The sequence below is a fragment of the Burkholderia sp. E168m23 genome (assembly GCF_016586125.1).
In the GTDB taxonomy this organism is placed as follows: domain Bacteria; phylum Pseudomonadota; class Gammaproteobacteria; order Burkholderiales; family Burkholderiaceae; genus Burkholderia; species Burkholderia orbicola.
Genome location: NZ_BCPP01000019.1, coordinates 1 through 19,600 on the forward strand (window position 1 = coordinate 1; position 19,600 = coordinate 19,600).

Below are 19,600 nucleotides of genomic sequence, written 5' to 3' on the forward strand. Positions count from 1 at the left end.
GAAGAAGGTCCGGTACGCGGCGAAACTCAACCCGTGATCGCCCGTCACGCTCAGCAGCACGAGCCGCACCAGCGGATAGACGACGAGCGGGCCGAGCACGACGATCGCGAGCGCGGCCAGGTGCAGGTCGCCGATGCGCCTGCGGCGTCGCGCGGCAGCGGCGTGTGCCGCGGCCGACGCGAGCACGTGCGGCGGCAGGCCGGCTTCAGGGCTCGATAAGGACGACATCGTCTGCCTCGCAATGCAGGGACACGCGCGCACCGCGCTCGGGGGCCGCGCCGCGGCCGCGTTGCATCGTGACGCGCACGGGCTCGTCGGGCGCCGCGTCGATCACGACCGCGATCGACAGATCCGCGCCCTGCCATTCGACCGACGACACGGTGCCGTGCAGGCCGCCCGCCGCGGGCGGCATCACGGTGAGGCGCTCGGGGCGCACGCACGCGACCTTGCCGCGCACCTCGTGGCGCGGATCGCCGAGCGGAAAGATCACGTGCGGCGGCAGCAGGTTCGCCGGGCCGAGATAGCGCGCGACGTAGCCGTCCCGCGGCGCGTCGTACAACTGTTGCGGCGTGCCGAGCTGCGCGATGTGGCCGTCGCGCATCAACAGCGCGCGGTCGGACAGCACGAGCGCATCGTCGCGGTCGTGCGTCACGCAGACGACGGTCAGGTTCGGCAGGCGCTCGTGCAGCGCCTTCAGTTCGCTGCGCACCGACGCGCGCAGGTTGGCGTCGAGCGCCGACAGCGGCTCGTCGAGCAGCAGCACGTCGGGCTCGATCACGAGCGCGCGGGCCAGCGCGACGCGTTGCTGCATCCCGCCCGACAGTTGCGCCGGCAGATGGTGGCCGGCATCGCCGAGCTGCACGAGCTTGAGCGCATCGGCGACGCGGCGCGTCACTTCCGACGACGCCATGCCGCGTGCGCGCAGCCCGAATGCGACGTTCTCGAACACCGACAGGTGCGGAAACAGCGCGTAATTCTGGAACAGCAGACCGAGATTGCGCTTGTGCGGCGGCGCATGGGTCAGGTCGCGTCCGGCCACGGTCAGCGTGCCGGTCAGGCCGTCGGCCTTCACGAACCCGGCGATGAAGCGCAGCAGCGTGGTCTTGCCGCAGCCGCTCTTGCCGAGCACGGTCAGAAATTCACCGGCGCCGATCGACAGCGACAGATCTTCCAGCACCGTGCGTGCGCCGTAGCGCACGCTCAGATGCTCGATCTGCACGCCGCCCGGCGCGCCGGACCGCAGCGTCGCGTGCGGTTCGGCGGCGCCGAATGCGCCGGGATGGGTCAGGGTGGTGTCCACCGGGTTCATCCTCTTGCTCGCTGATACAGGCGGCGTGCGCCGGTCACTTCGGCTTGACGACGTCGAGCTGCTTGCCCGAGCTGCCGATCACGTCCTTCTTCCAGCGCTCGATCCATTCCGGCTTCTTCGCCATCACCTGGGTCCAGTCGACCGGAATCAGCTTCACGCCCGCGATCGCCTTCTTGACCGCTTCGCCGTTCTTGCCGGCCAGCGGCACGTCGGTGCGGCCCGGGATGCCGTACATGTCCGGCACCTTCGACTGCACTTCCGTCGACATCAGGTAGTCGATCAGCTTCCTGCCGGCGTCCTGGTTCGGGCCGCTCTTGATCAGGCCGATGCCGTACGGGAGCTGAAACGTGGTCGGCTGGTCGCCGGCCTTCGCGGCCAGGAAGATCGGCTTGACGGACAGCGCGCCGTGTTCGGCGTCGTCGAGATCCATCTGCAGGTCGCCGTTCGCGACGCTGATCTCGTTACGCGACAGCAGCACGTTCAGGTAGCCCGTACCCTTCGTGTGGAACTTCACGCTCTGCGACAGCTTCGCGAGGTAGTCGAACGCCTTGTCCTCGCCCATCAGCGACGTCGTCAGGATCAGCACGGCCATCCCGTCGCCGGCCGTGGCCGGGTTCGAGTACGCGACCTTGCCGGCATAGCTGGGCGACAACAGGTCGGCAAACGTCTTCGGCTGGTTCTTCACGACGTCCGGGTTGATCGCGAACGAGAAGTAGTTGTTCACGAAGGTCGCCCACGTGCCGTCCTCGGCCTTCGCAATGGCCGGCACGTTCTTGTAGTTCACGCTCTGGTACGGCTGCAGCAGACCCATCTGGCCGGCTTGCTGGATGAACGGCGGCAACGTGACGATCACGTCGGCCTTCGGGGAATTCTTCTCGATGTTCGCGCGGTTCACCACCTCGCCGCTGCCCGCCGTCACGATATTGACCTTCACGCCTTCCTTCTTCTCGAAAGCCGGCAGCACATCGCGATAGAGGTTCTCGAGGCCGTCCGCCGTGTACAGCACGACCGCGTTCGCCGCATGCGCCGGCATCGCGGCGCCTTGCAGCAGACCGGCGGCGCAGGCGGCCAGCGCGAGCTTGCGGAACGCGCCGGCGGCGGCGCGCGAGGGTTTCTGCAGTGTCATCTCACTTCTCCGTAGGCGGAACACCAAACGGCCGGGGCACGATCCGGCTCTCCTGTTATCTCCGGGCAGGCCGCTGGACGCCCCGCCGCGCTACCGCGCTCAGGCTGGGTGTCGCGCGGCAACCGAAGGATCACAGCGTTCGATGACAAAGCCGTGACGAATGCCACAATTTCCAAAAAATGACACATTTTGCCACTATCATGCAAGTCATTCAGACATGACGTCCGCTGTTTCGTCCGCCCTTGCTGGAGATAAAAACCATGCCCGCCCCGATCCTGCTCACGCCCGGCCCGCTCACCACGTCCGCCACAACACGCCACGCAATGCAACATGACTGGGGGTCGTGGGACGCTGCTTTCAATCAGTTGACGGCCAGCGTCTGCGCGGATCTCGTCGCCATTGCGCATGGCGGAGACGAGTACGTGTGCGTGCCGATGCAGGGCAGCGGCACGTTCTCGGTCGAAGCCGCGCTCGGCACGCTGGTGCCGCGCGACGGCGTCGTGCTGGTGCCCGACAACGGCGCGTATTGCGCGCGCATCCTGAAGATTCTCGGCCGGCTCGGCATCGACGCGATCGCGTTGCCGTTCGGCGAGGACGCGGCCGTCGACGCGGCGGCCGTCGAGGCCGCGTTCGCGCGCGAGCCGCGCATCACGCACGTCGCGCTCGTGCACCTGGAAACGAGCGCCGGAATCCTGAATCCGCTCGACGCGATCGCGGCCGCATGCCGGCGGCACGGCAAGCGGCTGATCGTCGATGCAATGAGTTCGTTCGGCGCGCTGCCGATCGCGCTGGCGGACAGCGGCATCGACGCGCTGATCTCGGCCAGCGGCAAATGTCTCGAAGGGGTGCCGGGGATGGGGTTCGCGATCGTGCGGCGCGACGCGCTCGACGCGAGCGAAGGCAACTCGCCGTCGCTCGCGCTCGATCTCCACGATCAGTACGCGTATCTGCGCAAGACGGGGCAATGGCGCTTCACGCCGCCGACGCACGTGATTGCCGCGCTGCGCGCCGCGCTCGACCAGTACCTCGCCGAAGGCGGCCAGCCGGCGCGGGGCGCGCGCTATGCGGACAACTGTCGGACGCTGGTCGAATCGATGCGCGCGCTCGGCTTCGTGCCGTTCCTCGACGCGAGCGTGCAGGCGCCGGTGATCGTCACGTTTCACGCGCCCGACCATCCGGCCTACGATTTCCGCCGCTTCTACGACGCGGTGCGCGGCGCGGGCTTCATCCTGTATCCGGGCAAGCTCACGCGGCTCGAGACGTTCCGCGTCGGCTGCATCGGCGCGATCGATGCGGGCGATATCCGGCGTGCGGTCGCCGCGATCGGGGCCGCGGTCGAGTCGCTCGGCATCGCGATGCAGCCCGCATGAAGCGGGGGGCATGCCGGCCCGCCCGCCTGCGCCCGCAAACAAAAAAGCCCGGCGGCCGATTGGCCGCCGGGCGAACGCACCGAATGTGCGGGGAACCAGTGCTTACAGCTCGATCCGCTTGATGTCGCCGACGACGAAGATATACGACAGCGCGCCGACCAGCGCGATCACGCCGATGAACACGAGCGCGCCGACGAACGAGCCGGTCGACGCGACGATGAAGCCGACGACGAGCGGCGTGATGATGCCGGCGAGGTTCGCCGCGAAGTTGAAGATGCCGCCCGTCACGCCGAGCAGGCCGTCCGGCGCGATGTCCGACACGAGCGTCCAGCCGAGTGCGGCCATGCCCTGCGCGAAGAATGCGACCGACATGATCGCGATCACCGCTTCGTTGCTCTGCACGTAGTTCGCGAGAATGATCGTCGACGCGAGCAGCAGGCCCGCGATGATCGGCAGCTTGCGTGCGAGGTTCGCGGACTTGCCGCGGCGCAGCAGCCAGTCGGAGAAGATCCCTCCGAACATCACGCCGACCGACGCGGCGATGAACGGCATCACCGCGAAGAAACCGATCTTCAGCCAGCCCATGTGGCGTTCGGTTGCCAGATAGGTCGGGAACCAGGTCAGGAAGAACACGAGCGTCGAGTTGCCGGCGAACTGGCCGAGGCAGATGCCGGCGAGCTGGCGCTTCTTCACCAGCTGGCCGACCATCGACCAGCTGAACTGGGCCTGCGCCGGCTTGTCGCCCTTGTCGCCGCTCTTGCGCGCACCGTGAACGAGACCGCCGCCCGCTTCGATGTACGCGAGTTCCTCGGCGTTCGCGCCCGGATGGTTGCGCGGCTCGTGGTAGAACTTCCACCAGATCAGGCCGAACGCAATGCCGACCGCGCCCACGACCCAGAACAGCGAGCGCCACCCGAACGCGCCCATCAGCGCGAACAGCACCGGGCTGAAGAACGCGAGGCCGATGTATTCGCCGACGGTATAGGTACCCGTCGCCATCGCGCGTTCGTTCTGCGGGAACCACGTCGCGACGACGCGGCTGTTGGTCGGGAAGCACGGCGCTTCCGTCACACCGAGACCGAGCCGGCACGCGAGCAGCGTCGCGACACCCGGCACGAAGCCTTGCAGGAACGTGCACAGCGACCACAGCGTCATCGACCAGTAATAGGTGACCTTGCTGCCGAAGCGGTCGAGGAACAGGCCGCCGGGCACCTGCATCGCCACGTACGTCCACGAAAACGCGGAGAACATGATGCCCATCACGGCCGCATTGATGCCGAGCTCCTTGGTGAGCTGCGGCGCAGCCACGCCCAGCACGGTGCGGTCGAGATAGTTGATCATCGTGCCGATCGCGAGCAGCGCGAGGATCTTGTAGCGCGCCGACGTGCGCCGGACCGTGCCGGCCGCCTGCGCCGGCGCGGCGCTCGTGTGGGTGGTGTGCTGCATGGTCGTCTCCTGGTCTCTTTGTCTGTAAGGGGGTCAGCGCGCGACGAGCGACTGAAAGTGACTGAACATCCGCTCGGCGTCGGGCGTGCGTCCGGTGAAGAGCTCGAACGCGTCGACGGCCTGGTACACGGCCATCCCGCCGCCCGGCAGCGTGGCGCAGCCGGCCGCGCGCGCGGCGTGGATCAGTTCGGTTTCGAGCGGGAAATACACGATGTCGGCCACCCACATGCCCGCGTGGAGCAGGTCGGCCGGCAGCGGCAGGCCCGGATGCTTGACCATGCCGGTCGGCGTGCAGTGGATCAGGCCGGTCGCGGCGCGCATCGCGGCCGCGAGATCGCTGCCCGGCGTGACTCGGGCGGCGGGAAAGCGTTGCTGCAATTCGCCCGCCAGCGCGGTGGCACGCGTGCCGTCGACATCGAAAATCGTCAGTTCGGCCGCGCCCATCTGCAGCGCCGCGTGCGCGACGGCCGCGCCCGCGCCGCCCGCGCCGAGCTGGACGACGCGTTCGAGCGACGCGCCGGGCAGCCCGCGGCTGAACGATTTCGCGAAACCCGACCAGTCGGTGTTGTGACCGATCCGCTTGCCGTCCTTGAACAGCACGGTGTTCACCGCGCCGAGCGCGCGCGCGTCGTCCGACAGCGCGTCGAGGTGCTCGATCACGCGCTGCTTGCACGGGTGCGTGATGTTCAGCCCGTTGTAGCCCATCCGCTGCGCGGCGTCGAGCAGTTGCGGCAGCGCGTCGGCGGTCACGCCGAGCACATCGAGATCGATGCGCCGGTACACGTAGCCGAAGCCCTGGCGGAACCCTTCTTCCTCGTGCATCGCGGGCGACAGCGAACCGCCGATGCCCTGGCCGATCAGGCCGATCAGAAACGACGGGCGGCTCATCGTGCGGCTCCCTGCGCGAACAGCGTCGCCAGGCGCTGCAGCGCGAACACGTAGCCTTCGGTGCCGCAGCCGCAGATCACGGCTTCGGCGATCGCCGAGATATACGAATGGTGGCGAAACGCCTCGCGGCGATGGACGTTCGAGATGTGCACTTCAATCACCGGCTTCGCGATCGCGGAAAGCGCGTCGGCCAGCGCCACCGACGTATGCGTATAGGCGGCCGGATTGATCACGATGCCGTGCGTGTCGTGACGCGCGGCATGCAGCCAGTCGATCAGCTGATGCTCGGCGTTCGACTGGCGGAACTCGATTTCCAGCCCGAGCCCTTCCGCCGCCGTGCGGCAGCGCTGCTCGAGATCGGCGAGCGTTTCCGCGCCGTAGATATGGGGCTCGCGCGTGCCCAGCAGATTGAGGTTCGGGCCGTTCAGCACCAGCACCTTGTGCTTGCTCATCGTGTTTCTGCTCCTGAAACAGGGGCGGACCACGATCGGCGCCGCCCCGAAGACATCGGAATTTGGCGCTAGTGTGCGCCCGCGCAAGCGGGCTGTCTTTTCGGGTTTTCGCTAATTTGTACCACCTAGTTAGTTTGTACAATACCGATGACTAGCCTAGTAAATTCGGGATATGGCGCGCGCGTCGAACTCAACGACTGGTTCATTCAGGGTCGGTTCGGCGGGCGTCGTGTCCCGCTCATCCGCAGGAATCGCCCATGCAGCGCTCGATCGCCACCGTCTCCCTGTCCGGCACGCTCGCCGAGAAGCTCGCCGCCGTCCAGGCCGCGGGCTTCGACGGCGTCGAAATCTTCGAAAACGACCTCGTCTACTTCGACGGATCGCCGGCCGACGTCAGGCGCATGGCCGCCGATCTCGGCCTCGACATCGTGCTGTTCCAGCCGTTTCGCGACTTCGAGGGCGTGAGCCCGGCTCAGCTCGCGCGCAACCTCGACCGCATCAAGCGCAAGTTCGACGTGATGCATGCGCTCGGCACCGACCGCATCCTCGTCTGCAGCAGCGTGGCGGCCGATACGATCGCCGACGACGGGCTGCTCGTCGACCAGCTCGGCGTGCTCGCCGAAGCCGCCCGGCAGGCTGGCGTGGTCGCCGCATACGAAGCGCTCGCGTGGGGCCGCGTCGTGAAGCGGTACGGCCACGCGTGGAAGCTCGTGAACGCGGTGAACAGCCCGCACCTCGGCCTCGCGCTCGACAGCTTCCACACGCTGTCGCTCGACGATTCGCCGGACGGGATCGCCGACATCCCCGGCGACCGGATCGCGTTCGTGCAGATCGCCGACGCGCCGAAGCTCGTGATGGACGTGCTCGAATGGAGCCGCCACTACCGCTCGTTCCCGGGCCAGGGCGACTTCGACCTGGCGCGCTTCACCGCGCGCGTGATCGAGTCGGGCTATACGGGCCCGCTGTCGCTCGAGATCTTCAACGACGGCTTCCGCGCGGCGCCGACCGCGCTCACGGCCGCCGACGGCCATCGCTCGCTGCTCTATCTGGAAGACCTGACGCGCGCGCGGCTCGCGCAGGAGGGCCGCGCGCCGGCCGCCAGCCAGCCGCTGTTCGCCCCGCCCGCGCCGCCCGCGCACGTCGGGTTCCAGTTCATCGAATTCGCGGTCGACGCACAGGCGGCGGCAACCGTCGGCGAATGGCTCGGCCGGATGCGCTTCCGGCTCGCCGGCCGGCATCGCTCGAAGGACGTGACGCTGTTCCAGCACGGCGCCGCGTCGATCGTGCTCAACGCCGAGCGCGACTCGTTCGCCGATGCGTTCTTCCAGCAGCACGGGCTGTCGCTGTGCGCGTCCGCGTTCCGGGTCGACGACGCGAACGTGGCGTTCGAACGCGCGGCCGGCTTCGGCTACGCGCCGTTCTCCGGCCGCGTCGGGCCGAACGAGCGCGTGCTGCCGAGCGTGAAGGCGCCGGACGGCAGCCTCGAATATTTCGTCGACGAAGCGCCGGATACGCCCACGCTATATGAATCGGACTTCGTGCTGACCGACATCGACGGCCCGACCGAGGTCGGCCCGCTGACGGGCATCGATCACGTGTGCCTCGCGCTGCCGGCCGACGCGCTCGACACGTGGATCCTGTTCTTCAAGACGGCGTTCGGCTTCGAGGCCGAGCGCAGCTGGCTCGTGCCCGACCCGTACGGACTGGTGCGCAGCCGCGCGGTGCGCAGCGCCGACGGCTCGGTACGGATCGCGCTGAACGCGTCAGTCGACCGTCACACGGCCGTTGCCGAATCGCTCGACCGCTATCACGGCACCGGGCTGAACCACGTCGCGTTCCGCACCGACGACATCGTGAAGACGGTCGCCGCGTTCGCGGCCGACGGCGTGCCGTTCCTGCGCATTCCGGCCAATTATTACGACGATCTCGCCGCGCGCTACGCGCTGCCGGACGAGCTGATCGACACGCTGAGCGCGCATCACCTGCTGTACGACCGCGACGAGCACGGCGGCGAATTCCTGCATGCGTATACGGAACTGGTCGACAACCGCTTCTCGCTCGAGATCGTCGAACGGCGCGGCGGGTACGACGGCTACGGTGCGGCGAATGCGGCCGTGCGGCTCGCCGCGCAGGCGCAGCGGCGAAAATAAGACAGGATGTGGAGTTTGGGGCCGGACCGTGCTCGCGATTCGGCGATCGACGGGACGAGTCCCTCCCGCCCGCGCCATCGGGGTATATCGCCCCGCCGAGTACCGGCCCGCGCGGCCCGTCACGGTCGTGTCGGAAGCCGCGCTTCGTCTGACGTTACATGCCGTAACCCATACCGCAGTGCAGCATTGCGTCGCCCGCCCCCGTTTTAAGAATCGCTTAAGTCTTCGACGGCACCATCCGCAACCAGTACCCGATGGTTATCTCGAAAAGGAGGAAAGCGATGAGCGCCGTAGAAGCACCCGCGGGCCGCCCGGCCGCGCCCCCTGCAAAGAAGACGATGCTGCGCCGCCTGCTCAGTCATCACGAAATCGCGACGCTGCTCGTGCTGCTGCATGCACCGATCGGCGCGAACGCCAAACCCGAATTGCCCGCGCTGCAGGAAGCCGGCCTCGTCGAAATGGTCAAGCTCGACCCCGATACGGCCCCGAGCTTCCGGCTGACCGAAGACGGCACGGCCGTCCTGAAAGGGCTCGGCTACCGCTGAGCCGCTGCTTTCACCCGTTTCACCCTTTCCAGTTTCCCCGCCTTACCCGATCCCTGCGACGCGCCGGCCACGCCGGCGAGTCGCGTCACCCTGCCCGCTCCTGCAGCATCAACCGGTATTCCGTCGGCGTCACGCCGACCGTCGCCTTGAACTGGCGCGTGAACGCGCTGTGATCCGTGTAGCCGCATAGCGCGGCGACGTCGGTCACCTTGTCGTGCGTGACGAGCAGCGCGGTGGCCGCGTCGAGCCGCGTCTTCAGCAGCACCTGGCGCGGCGTCAGGTGGAACACCTTGTGAAAGTAGCGTTCGAGCTGCGCGACCGACATGCCGGCCATCTGCGCGAGCTGCTTCAGGTTCAGCGGCTGCACGTAGTGATCCTGGATGTGCTGGACCACGTCGGCGAGCCGGCTGTACGCCGGGTGCGAGCCCTCGTGCGCCTTCAGGTCGCGCGAGATGCCCGCGAGGCCGACCACCCCGCCCGCGGCGTCGCGCAGCGGCTCCTTGCAGGTCAGGCACCAGCCCGGCTGGCGGCCCGGATACAGGTGCAGCTCGAGCTGATCCATCAACTGCTGGCCGGCGTTGATCGTCGCCATGTCCTGCTCGAAGTAACTGCGGCCGAAGCGGCGCGGAAACACCTCGTCGGCGGTCTTGCCCAGCAGGTCGCGCTTGTCCTTGTAGCCGCAGCGCATCGCCAGCGTGCGATTGACGAGCGCGTAGCGGCCGCTCGCATCCTTCACGAAGAACGCGACGTCCGGCAGCGCATCGAACACCGGTTCGAGCAGGCGAAAATGCGCGAGCATCGCGCCGAAATCGGCGTTGTCGGGCGGGTCGCGCAACGTGTCGGACAGGCTCATGGGCGGTACGGCAAGCAAGGTCGTCATCCCGGCAACCGCGAAGCGAGTGGCAGATGGCGTCGATTATAGGAGCGCCCCTTCGATCGCGTCGCGCCGAGCGCGGGGCGGGGCGGGCAAGGCGGCAGCCGGTTGCATCGTGCGTCCCGTCGGTTACATCGGTGAGCAGCAGAGGTTGTGCACGCAACCGCTTCGCAGCACCTGCGCGGCCGGCGGCCGTTCCGCTTCCGCCATGGCCGGCGCAGCGCATCGGCACACCGGCACCACGCACCCGGACACGCCATCCTAAAAATGCCGGCGCCCCGCGTCTTGGCGGGTTTGCGCATTCGCCATGACGATTTCGGCATATATCAGGGTAATCGACGATATGCCGATATCGTCGCCGGCCACGCATCGAACGCGCAAGACGCGTGCATTTTCGCTACCTAGACTTCGCTTCACGGTCGCGAGACGACCTCCCGCCGCTGCCGCAATCGGCATGCACGGGCCGCCGCATCCGCCGTCGCGCACGCCGATTCCGGCACAGCGTGCACGGCAGACGGCGTACTTGCATGGCCGGCACATCGGCCTGCCGATCGAACCGTCTCGCCCGGTTTACCGGCGCCGGCCCGCATGCCGGCGGCGGCCCAACCACGCCATCAAGGGGAAGTGAAAGTGAAGCTGAAGGTATCGCACGTCGCGCTGGCCGCCGCCTGCGCACTGTCGGGCGCGCACGCCGTCGCCGCCGACGTCGTCAAGATCGGTTTCGCCGCACCGCTGACCGGCCCGCAGTCGAATTACGGCACGGACATGCAGAAGGGCGTGCAGCTCGCGATCGCCGATTTCAACGCGACGCATCCGACGATCGGCGGCAAGCCCGTCACGTTCCAGCTCGACTCGCAGGACGACCAGGCCGACCCGCGCACCGGCACGACCGTCGCACAGCGGCTGATCGACGACGACGTCCGCGGGATCATCGGCCACTTCAACTCGGGCACCAGCATTCCGGCGTCCGACCTGTACGATCGCGCGGGGCTGCCGCAGATCTCGATGGCGACGTCGCCGCAATACACGGCGCGCGGCTACAAGACGACCTACCGGCTGCTGACGAGCGACGCGCAGGCCGGCCGCATCGTCGGCACGTACGCGGTGAAGACGCTGCGCTTCAAGCGCATCGCGATCATCGACGACCGCACCGCCTACGGCCAGGGCATCGCCGACGAATTCGCGAAGGCCGTGGAAGCGGCTGGCGGCACGATCGTCAAGCGCGACTTCACGAACGACAAGGCGCTCGATTTCTCCGCGATCCTGACCAACCTGAAGGGCGTGAATCCGGACGCGGTCTTCTACGGCGGCGGTGATGCGCAATCGTCGCCGATGATCCGCAAGATGCGCCAGCTCGGGATGAAGTCGGCGTTCGTGACGGGCGAAATGTCGCGCTCGCCGACGTTCCTGAAGGTCGGCGGAGACGCGGCCGAAGGCGCGATCGTCTACATGGGCGGGCTGCCGAAGGAAAAGATGCCGGGCTTCTCCGGCTACGCGGCACGCTACAAGGCGCGCTTCAACGAAGACGTGATCACGTACTCGCCGTATTCGTACGACGGCACGATCGCGCTGCTGACCGCGATGAAGGACGCGAACTCGACCGACCCGAAGGTGTACACGCCGTATCTCGGCAAGGTGTCGATCAAGGGCGTGTCGGCGCCCAGCATCGCGTACGACGCGAAGGGCGACCTGAAGGACGCACCGGTCACGATCTACAAGGTCGAGCGCGGCGCGTTCAAGCCGGTCGATACGATTGCCGGCAACTGACAATCGATACGCGCCCCTGCCCCGCGCGGCGCGCCAGCGGCTCACCGGCCGCCCGCGCCGCGCGCGCTTTCGGCTGCATGGTCAGAAGCCGTCCCGGGCACGCTCGCGTGCAGGCATTTCGCGCTCCTGTAGAATCCCCCCACCCGCTTTGACGCTTCGTCTCCGCCGTGCCCCATCCCGGTGCGACGGCGCGTGTTGCGTGCCTCACCCGGCACACGGCGCGCTTCGACGACGCAAGCCGCGCCTTGTCAGTCCATGCCGAAAAGCGGGCCCTGGAGACGCAGCACCGACAACTACATTCGAAAACCGATCGTCCTGACCATGCAAGCTTCCGAATTGAGCGGCGTGCCTCGCGCCGCCGAACGCGCGCTCACGCGCAGCGACTACAAGACCCTTGGCCTTGCCGCACTCGGCGGCGCCCTCGAGTTCTACGACTTCATCATCTTCGTGTTCTTCGCGCCGGCGATAGGGCAGCTGTTCTTCCCGCACGACATTCCCGACTGGCTTCGCCAGTTGCAGACGTTCGGCATCTTCGCGGCCGGCTATCTCGCGCGCCCGCTCGGCGGCGTGATCATGGCCCACTTCGGCGACCTGTTCGGCCGCAAGCGGATGTTCACGCTGAGCGTGCTGATGATGTCGGTGCCGACGCTGCTGATGGGCCTCCTGCCGACCTACGACACGATCGGCATCCTCGCGCCGGTGTTGCTGCTGCTGTTCCGCGTGCTGCAGGGCGCGGCGGTCGGCGGCGAAGTGCCGGGAGCATGGGTGTTCGTGTCCGAGCACGTGCCGTCGCGCCATATCGGCTATGCGTGCGGCACGCTGACCGCGGGCCTCACGGCCGGCATCCTCCTCGGCTCGCTCGTCGCGGCCGGCATCAACAGCCGCTACTCCGCGGCCGAAGTCGGCGCATTCGCATGGCGCATCCCGTTCCTGCTCGGCGGCGTGTTCGGGCTGTTCTCCGTGTACCTGCGCCGCTGGCTGCATGAAACGCCGGTGTTCGCCGAGATGAAGGCGAAGAAGGCGCTCGCGGCCGAAATTCCGCTGAAGGCGGTGCTGCGCGACCACGGCCGCGCGGTGATCGTGTCGATGCTGCTCACGTGGATGCTGTCGGCCGCGATCGTCGTCGTGATCCTGATGACGCCCGCGCTGCTGCAGAAGCAGTTCCACCTGACGCCCGCGACGACGCTGTTCGCGAACAGCATCGCGACGCTGTGCCTGACGGCCGGCTGCATCACTGCCGGCTCGCTCGCGGGCTGGATCGGCGCGAAGCGCGTGCTCGCCATCGGCGGCATCGGGCTGGCCGCGTGCTACTACCTGTTGTTCGCGCAGGTCGCGGCCGATGCGTCGACGCTGCCGCTCTACTACGGGATCGCGGGCTTCATGGTCGGCACGATCGGCGCGGTGCCGTTCGTGATGGTGAAGAGCTTCCCGGCCGTCGTGCGCTTCTCGGGCATCTCGTTCTCGTACAACGTCGCGTATGCGATCTTCGGCGGGCTCACGCCGGTGATCGTGTCGCTGATGATGAAGTCGAACCCGCTCGCGCCGGTCGTGTACGTCGCGGCGATCTGCGTGCTCGGCGCGATCGCCGTGCAGTTCTCGAAGGATGCGAAGGACGTGAAGGATGTGAAGGGCACCCACTGAACGTCGGCGCCCGCTTCATGAACGAAGGGCCGAATCCCGCGGCGTGCGGGATTCGGCCCTTTTGTCTTGCGGCGGCCTGGCGGCGGCTGCGCGAATCTGCCCGGTTCAGCGCAGCACGCCGTACGACGAACTCGGCCGGCGCAGCGCGTCGATGCTCGCGCCGCCGGCGCCGGTGACGAACAGCAGCAGGAACCCGCCGGCGATCGCGACGTTCTTCCAGAAGTGAATCACCATGTCGTGCTGGACGGCGGCGTTCGTCGCGTCCCAGAAATTGTGCCCGACCATCGCGGTCGCGATCGTGTAGACCGCCATCAGCAATGCGAGCGGCCGTACCTTGTAGCCGACGATCAGCAGCAGGCCGCCCAGCCCCTCGATCGCGACGACGATCGGCCCGACGACCTGTTGATAGGGCACGTTCATCCCGTGCAGATACGCGATGAAGTCGCTGTAGCCGAGCAGCTTCATGATGCCACCCCACAAGAACAACGCCGCCAGCGCCAGGCGTGCGAAAAAAATGACGCCGGAATCGACGGTACGCGTCATGCCTCTCTCCTCGTATGCAATTCGGCCGCCGCACCGGGCGCACCCGGGCGGTTCGGCGCCGCGCGGCCCCGGAGGGCGCGCGGCAAATGGGCCAGCATAGAGGGTCTTTCCGCGGTGTCCAAGGGCTTGTAGCAAATCTTTACAACGCGGCGATCGCGCCGGCAGCCCGGCGCGCTGAGAAACGCGTTTAGCCCGCGTCGCTCAACAGCACGCCTTTCTTGAAGATGAAGCAGCCGTAGCCGCGCGTTTCGCCGGTGACGATCACCGCATACGTCTGCTGCGCACGCTCGTAGAACGCGAAACGTTCGACGCCGGTCAGCGGCACCGCACGCCCTTCCGCGCGGTCGATCTCGGCCTGCACTTCGCGCTGCACGGGGGGCACCGCGGCCGCGTCGCCGACGACTTCCATCCGCCACGCGGGCGTGTCGACGAACGTATCGAGCGGCAGCACCGACAGCACCGCGCGCACCACGCGCGCCGAATCGGCGCCGTCGACCCGCAACGCGCGGCCGACCACCGTATGCTCCGCGACGGATTCGGCCGGGAAATTCGCATCGCAGATCGCGATTTCGTCACCGTGGCCCATCGCGCGCAGCGTGTGCAGGATGTCGGCGTGCAGCAGCGGGTCGAGATTCTTCAGCATGTCGGTTGTCTCCAAGATCAGGAACGAATCGCATAACGTTACCCGATCCCGGCGACCATGGTGCATGCATCGTTCGCGTCACGACGCGGCGGCCGGCATTTCGTCGATGAAACCCGTGACCGACGCGAGGCGGCCCGACGCGTCGACGGTGCCGAAGTCCGAGCCCTTCACGATCGCCACGCCGTCGGGCGACACGAGCGCCCACGAGAACCGCAGGTGCTGGCCGAACGCGTCGACGTCGGTCGTGCGGCGAAAGCGGTAGGCGGGGAAACGCTGCTGCACGGCGGCGATCATCGTATCGATGCCCGCGTGGCCGTCGCCGGCCATCAGCGGATCGCGATAGGCCGCGTCGCTCGCGTAGGTCGCATCGATCAGTTCGCGGCGGCGCGCGGCATCGGGTTCGTTCCACGCGTCGAAGTAGCGGTCGATCAGGTCGGCGTGAACGGACGATGCGGTTTGAGCGGTGTTCATGGCGAGGCTCCTTGTGTCGGTGGACGATGTCGCGAACGTTTCGTGTCCGCGTGCCGCTATCGTCGCCGGGCTCGCGCGGGCGGTCGATTACGTGCGAGGTAAGGAAATCGCGCCGACCATGCGCGGCACGCCAGCGCCGCCGAATCGTAAATGCGCCGCCGCAACGAAAACGGGCGCCCGAAGGCGCCCGCATCGTCTTGCCGTCACCACCTTGCGCGTCAGGTCACCGGCGCCGGATTGAACAGCGTCAACGCATTCGCGAGCTTCCATTGCTCGGCCCACGTGCGGCGCTTGCCGCTCGCGACGTCGAGCATCAGCCGGAACAGCGCCCAGCCCGTGTCCTCGATCGTCGCCGCGCCGGTCGCGATCTGCCCGGCGTCGAGATCCATCAGGTCGTGCCAGCGGCGCGCGAGATCGCTGCGCGTCGCGACCTTGATTACCGGCACCTGCGCGAGGCCGTACGGCGTACCGCGGCCGGTCGTGAAAATATGCAGGTTCATCCCCGCCGCGAGCTGCAGCGTGCCGCAGATGAAATCGCTCGCGGGCGTCGCCGCATACAGCAGCCCCTTCTGCCGCGCCCGATCGCCGGGGCGCACGACGCCGGCGATCGGCGCGCTGCCCGACTTCACGATCGACCCCATCGCCTTCTCGACGATGTTCGACAACCCGCCCTTCTTGTTGCCCGGCGTCGTGTTCGCGCTGCGGTCGACGCGGCCGCGCTCGAGGTAGCGGTCGTACCAGTCCATCTCCCGGATGATCTCGCGGGCCACTTCTTCATTCGCCGCGCGCGACGTGAGCTGCGCGACGCCGTCGCGCACTTCGGTCACTTCGGAGAACATGATCGTCGCGCCCGCCCGCACGAGCAGGTCGGCCGCGAAGCCGACGGCCGGGTTCGCGGTGAGCCCCGAGAACGCGTCGCTGCCGCCGCACTGCACGCCGACGACGAGATCCGATGCGGGGCAGGTTTCGCGACGGCGGCGGTTCAGCCGTTCGAGATGCGATTCGGCCATCGTCATGATCGAGTCGATCATCGAGTTGAAGCCGACATGCGCGGCGTCCTGCAGGCAAACGACGCCACCGTTGTCGGTCGCGCCGTCGGCGGTCACCGGAATCGCGCCCGGCGGCAGCAGGCGCTCGGGCTGCAACTTCTCGCAGCCGAGGCTCACGGTCATCACCTCGCCGCCGAAGTTCGGATTCAGGCTGATGTTGCGCAGCGTGCGGATCGGGATGTCGGCGTCGGGCGCATCGATCGCGACGCCGCAGCCGTACGTATGTTCGAGCCCGACCACGTCGTCGACGTTCGGGTAGCGCGGCAGCAGTTCGTCCTTGATCCGCTTCACCGCATGCTCGACGACGCCCGACACGCACTGCACGGTCGTCGTGATCGCGAGAATGTTGCGCGTGCCGACCGAGCCGTCGGCATTGCGGAAACCCTCGAACGTATAGCCTTCGAGCGGCTCGAGCGGCGGCGCGGCGCGCGTGGCGAGCGGCAGGTCGTCGAGGCCCGGCGGCTCGGGCATGCGCATCGTGCGCTCGTTGACCCAGCTGCCGCGCCGCAGGTCGGTGAGCGCATAGCCGATCACCACGTTGTAGCGAATGACCGGGTCGCCGGCCGCGAGGTCGACGAGCGCGACCTTGTGCCCCTGCGGCACGCCTTCGCCCAGCGTCAGCCCGTCGGCGAACGTCGCGCCTGCGGGCAAGCCGCCGTCGTTGACGACGATCGCGACGTTGTCGTCCGGATGCACGCGGATGTAGAGAGGGGAAGCAGTCATCGGAATTCCTGGAAGCTGTCTGCGATATCGTTAGTCATCATACGACATTCAACCTCAGTTGATGATGCTGCGTAAACCCTTATCCGGAAAGACCCTACCCTTGACCCGCCAGCAAACCGCTTGCGCCACTCTTTCTTGCGTTGTACGATGACATACAACGACATCGCCAATTCGGCTCGTATGCCGTTCCCGACGAACCAGCACTCGCGCTAGACGGACGACCCCAACCATGACTTCACCGCAAGAACTCAAACAGATCATCTCCCACGGCCTGCTGTCGTTTCCGCTGACGGATTTCGACGCCGACGGCAGCTTCCGCCCGAGCACCTATGCCGAGCGTCTGGAATGGCTGGCGCCGTATGGCGCGAGCGCGCTGTTCGCGGCCGGCGGCACCGGCGAATTCTTCTCGCTCACGCAGCGCGAGTACTCGGACGTGATCCGCGTCGCGACGGAAACCTGCAAGGGCAAGGTGCCGATCCTCGCCGGCGCGGGCGGCGCGACGCGCGTTGCGATCGAATATGCGCAGGAAGCCGAGCGCCTCGGCGCGAGCGGCGTGCTGCTGATGCCGCACTACCTGACCGAAGCGAGCCAGGAAGGGATCGCCGACCACGTCGAGCAGGTGTGCCGCGCGCTGAAGATCGGCGTCGTGGTGTACAACCGCGCGAATTCGAAGCTGAATGCGGACATGCTGGAGCGCCTTGCCGACCGTTGCCCGAACCTGATCGGTTTCAAGGACGGCGTCGGTGAAATCGAGAGCATGGTGACGATCCGCCGTCGCCTCGGCGATCGCTTCGCGTACCTCGGCGGCCTGCCGACGGCCGAAGTCTATGCAGCCGCGTACAAGGCGCTCGGCGTGCCGGTGTACTCGTCGGCCGTGTTCAACTTCATCCCGAAGACGGCAATGGCATTCTACGAAGCGATCGCGAAGGACGACCACGCAACCGTCGGCCGCCTGATCGACGAGTTCTTCCTGCCGTACCTGAAGATCCGCAATCGCCGCGCGGGCTACGCGGTCAGCATCGTGAAGGCGGGCGCGAAGCTCGTCGGCCACGACGCGGGCCCGGTGCGCGCACCGCTCGTCGACCTGACCGACGAAGAAGCGGCCGAACTCGACGTGCTGATCAAGAAGATGGGCCCGCAGTAAGCGGGTTCGCCGGCGGCGCGAGCCTTCATCGGCACGGCGCGCCGGCTCGCCCATTTCTCCGTATCCGACTCACGCGATGGCCGCGCGGCTCGACGAGCCGGTGCGGCCATCGCATTACATCTGTGCGATCGCGCCGATGATCCGCTGGCGCACACCGGTGAGCGTGCGCTGCGTCTCGTCGATCCCCTTGCGTGCCGCGAGCGGCCGGCCGCGCGCCGGCGACTCGGCGCCCACGATCTGCTCCAGCACGTCGCGGTCGACGACCGCATCGAAGAAGCGCCCGACCGTAAACATCGCGTATTGCTTCGCGGTCGCGAGATGCGTATTGGCCTGCGTGAGCGCGTCGGCGCGCTCCGCGCCGTTCGGCCCGTCGATGCTGCGGCGGTGCTTCAGCGCGAACACCACCGCCTCCATGTCCTGCTTGAAGCGCTCGACGGCCCTGCCGAAAATCACCGAATGCGGATCGGAGCCCGCGACGGGCCGCCCCTGGTTGATCGTCACGTCGAATTCGCTGCCGCCCAGCTCGCGCTGCAGCGCGAACAGCGCATCGGCCAGCACGCGCCCTTCGCTGGTTTCACCGATCTGGGTACGGACCGATTTCGCGACGTCGCCGATCGCTTTCCACAACCCGGCCGCGAACAGGTGGTCGCCACGCTTGCTGATATTCATCGGATGGTTCCTTGTTGGTCTTGTGCGTCTCTCAGGCTCGCCCGGGGACCTGACGGTCCGAGGCTTCGCTACTGTAGGAGAAACGGGGGCAACAGGAAAGGCGAGGTGACCCCGCCACGGCATCGCATCAAAATGAGCACCGTTTGATGCGATAATTGATGCATCGATTTTCCCGGGAGCCGCCCATGCGCACCACCTTGTCCCTCGACGACGCACTGCTCGCCAAAGCGCAGCAATTGACCGGCGTCACCGAAAAATCGGCGCTCGTGAGGGAAGCGCTGCGCGCATTGATCGCCCGCGAAAGTGCGCGACGACTCGCCCGCCTCGGCGGCACCGAGCCTGATCTTGAATCGGTCCCACGCCGCCCGTCGGAGCCCGCATGATCCTTGTCGACACATCCGTCTGGATCGATCACTTGCGAGCCGGCGACGCGACGCTCACCGCCTTGCTGGAAGCGGAGCGAGTATTGATCCATCCGTTCATCGTCGGCGAGCTTGCGCTCGGCAGCATGCGCCATCGCGAGACCGTGCTGGATGCGCTGCGCGACCTTCCAGCTGCAACCCTTGCCACCGACGACGAAGTCCAGCGCATGATCGATGCCGTACCGCTTCACGGGCTGGGCATCGGGTACGTCGATGCCCACCTGCTTGCGTCGGCCAGACTGACCAGCGACAGCAGGCTATGGACGCGCGACCGGCGCCTGCTGGCGGCAGCGGAGCGCCTGCAACTCGTCGCCCGCCCCGCTCACTGACCGAGCGAAACCGGCACGAAAGCCCGCGCTGAATAAAAA

The 19,600-nt window shown here is 67.4% G+C and carries 19 protein-coding genes and 1 pseudogene; 8 read left to right on the forward strand and 12 right to left on the reverse strand.

The features are described from left to right. The 3 genes and pseudogenes from JMF90_RS01965 to phnS all read right to left on the reverse strand — a co-directional run. Positions 1–228 (reverse strand): annotated as a pseudogene (locus JMF90_RS01965) (2-aminoethylphosphonate ABC transporter permease subunit); the annotation flags it as partial. Continuing rightward, complete coding sequence (gene phnT / locus JMF90_RS01970) at positions 206–1,309, reverse strand: 2-aminoethylphosphonate ABC transport system ATP-binding subunit PhnT (protein WP_077177804.1); 1,104 nt, start codon at positions 1,307–1,309, stop codon at positions 206–208. The gene phnT and the pseudogene JMF90_RS01965, both read right to left, overlap by 23 nt. Before the next feature lie 34 nt (positions 1,310–1,343). Next, positions 1,344–2,435, reverse strand: coding sequence for a 2-aminoethylphosphonate ABC transporter substrate-binding protein (phnS, locus tag JMF90_RS01975; RefSeq protein ID WP_011546897.1), 1,092 nt, complete (start codon positions 2,433–2,435; stop codon positions 1,344–1,346). A gap of 260 nt (positions 2,436–2,695) precedes the next feature. Here phnS and JMF90_RS01980 point away from each other — a divergent pair, with 260 nt between their 5' ends. Further along, positions 2,696–3,805: a 2-aminoethylphosphonate--pyruvate transaminase gene (locus JMF90_RS01980; RefSeq protein WP_011546896.1), complete on the forward strand. Its 1,110-nt coding sequence runs from the start codon at positions 2,696–2,698 to the stop codon at positions 3,803–3,805. 102 nt (positions 3,806–3,907) lie between these two features. Here JMF90_RS01980 and JMF90_RS01985 read toward each other — a convergent pair whose 3' ends face one another. The 3 genes from JMF90_RS01985 to aroQ are packed head-to-tail and all read right to left on the reverse strand — an operon-like array spanning position 3,908 to position 6,591. Then, positions 3,908–5,251: an MFS transporter gene (locus tag JMF90_RS01985; protein ID WP_011546895.1), complete on the reverse strand. Its 1,344-nt coding sequence runs from the start codon at positions 5,249–5,251 to the stop codon at positions 3,908–3,910. Between the two features lie 33 nt (positions 5,252–5,284). Further along, a complete protein-coding gene (locus JMF90_RS01990) occupies positions 5,285–6,139 on the reverse strand; it encodes a shikimate dehydrogenase (protein ID WP_011546894.1) in 855 nt (284 codons plus the stop codon). After that, positions 6,136–6,591, reverse strand: coding sequence for a type II 3-dehydroquinate dehydratase (gene aroQ, locus JMF90_RS01995; protein ID WP_006489476.1), 456 nt, complete (start codon positions 6,589–6,591; stop codon positions 6,136–6,138). The genes JMF90_RS01990 and aroQ overlap by 4 nt, the downstream gene beginning before the upstream one ends. Before the next feature lie 257 nt (positions 6,592–6,848). On the opposite strand from aroQ, the gene JMF90_RS02000 reads away from it, so the two are divergent. Both JMF90_RS02000 and JMF90_RS02005 read left to right on the forward strand, forming a co-directional pair. Then, positions 6,849–8,741: a bifunctional sugar phosphate isomerase/epimerase/4-hydroxyphenylpyruvate dioxygenase family protein gene (locus JMF90_RS02000; RefSeq protein ID WP_077177805.1), complete on the forward strand. Its 1,893-nt coding sequence runs from the start codon at positions 6,849–6,851 to the stop codon at positions 8,739–8,741. Between the two features lie 281 nt (positions 8,742–9,022). Beyond that, positions 9,023–9,286, forward strand: coding sequence for a hypothetical protein (locus JMF90_RS02005; protein ID WP_006489463.1), 264 nt, complete (start codon positions 9,023–9,025; stop codon positions 9,284–9,286). Between the two features lie 85 nt (positions 9,287–9,371). Here JMF90_RS02005 and JMF90_RS02010 read toward each other — a convergent pair whose 3' ends face one another. Next, entirely contained in the window at positions 9,372–10,166 is a 795-nt protein-coding gene (locus JMF90_RS02010; protein WP_011546892.1) for an AraC family transcriptional regulator, read from the reverse strand. 582 nt (positions 10,167–10,748) lie between these two features. Between JMF90_RS02010 and JMF90_RS02015 the strand changes: the two genes are divergently transcribed. Both JMF90_RS02015 and JMF90_RS02020 read left to right on the forward strand, forming a co-directional pair. Then, the gene (locus tag JMF90_RS02015; protein WP_265181049.1) at positions 10,749–11,927 is read left to right on the forward strand and encodes a branched-chain amino acid ABC transporter substrate-binding protein; all 1,179 of its coding nucleotides are present in this window, start codon (positions 10,749–10,751) and stop codon (positions 11,925–11,927) included. Between the two features lie 321 nt (positions 11,928–12,248). After that, on the forward strand, positions 12,249–13,568 hold the full coding sequence (locus tag JMF90_RS02020) for an MFS transporter (protein WP_027811180.1): 1,320 nt from the start codon (positions 12,249–12,251) through the stop codon (positions 13,566–13,568). A gap of 105 nt (positions 13,569–13,673) precedes the next feature. Here JMF90_RS02020 and JMF90_RS02025 read toward each other — a convergent pair whose 3' ends face one another. The 4 genes from JMF90_RS02025 to garD all read right to left on the reverse strand — a co-directional run bounded on the left by JMF90_RS02025 (position 13,674) and on the right by garD (position 16,997). Further along, on the reverse strand, positions 13,674–14,111 hold the full coding sequence (locus JMF90_RS02025; RefSeq protein WP_011546888.1) for a DoxX family protein: 438 nt from the start codon (positions 14,109–14,111) through the stop codon (positions 13,674–13,676). A 187-nt stretch (positions 14,112–14,298) separates the two neighbouring features. Beyond that, the gene (locus JMF90_RS02030; RefSeq protein WP_006480483.1) at positions 14,299–14,754 is read right to left on the reverse strand and encodes an RbsD/FucU family protein; all 456 of its coding nucleotides are present in this window, start codon (positions 14,752–14,754) and stop codon (positions 14,299–14,301) included. A gap of 78 nt (positions 14,755–14,832) precedes the next feature. Continuing rightward, positions 14,833–15,225, reverse strand: coding sequence for a nuclear transport factor 2 family protein (locus JMF90_RS02035; protein ID WP_077177808.1), 393 nt, complete (start codon positions 15,223–15,225; stop codon positions 14,833–14,835). 218 nt (positions 15,226–15,443) lie between these two features. Further along, the gene (gene garD / locus JMF90_RS02040) at positions 15,444–16,997 is read right to left on the reverse strand and encodes a galactarate dehydratase (RefSeq protein WP_011546882.1); all 1,554 of its coding nucleotides are present in this window, start codon (positions 16,995–16,997) and stop codon (positions 15,444–15,446) included. 229 nt (positions 16,998–17,226) lie between these two features. Here garD and kdgD point away from each other — a divergent pair, with 229 nt between their 5' ends. After that, the gene (gene kdgD, locus JMF90_RS02045; RefSeq protein ID WP_011546881.1) at positions 17,227–18,141 is read left to right on the forward strand and encodes a 5-dehydro-4-deoxyglucarate dehydratase; all 915 of its coding nucleotides are present in this window, start codon (positions 17,227–17,229) and stop codon (positions 18,139–18,141) included. 114 nt (positions 18,142–18,255) lie between these two features. Here the strand turns inward: kdgD and JMF90_RS02050 are convergent, their stop codons facing one another. Next, positions 18,256–18,810 (reverse strand): hypothetical protein, encoded by a 555-nt coding sequence (locus JMF90_RS02050; RefSeq protein ID WP_006480480.1) that lies wholly within the window; start codon positions 18,808–18,810, stop codon positions 18,256–18,258. A 185-nt stretch (positions 18,811–18,995) separates the two neighbouring features. Between JMF90_RS02050 and JMF90_RS02055 the strand changes: the two genes are divergently transcribed. After that, on the forward strand, positions 18,996–19,193 hold the full coding sequence (locus tag JMF90_RS02055) for a type II toxin-antitoxin system VapB family antitoxin (protein ID WP_006752328.1): 198 nt from the start codon (positions 18,996–18,998) through the stop codon (positions 19,191–19,193). Then, positions 19,190–19,561: a type II toxin-antitoxin system VapC family toxin gene (locus JMF90_RS02060; protein ID WP_011546880.1), complete on the forward strand. Its 372-nt coding sequence runs from the start codon at positions 19,190–19,192 to the stop codon at positions 19,559–19,561. The genes JMF90_RS02055 and JMF90_RS02060 overlap by 4 nt, the downstream gene beginning before the upstream one ends. Positions 19,562–19,600 lie beyond the last annotated feature (39 nt).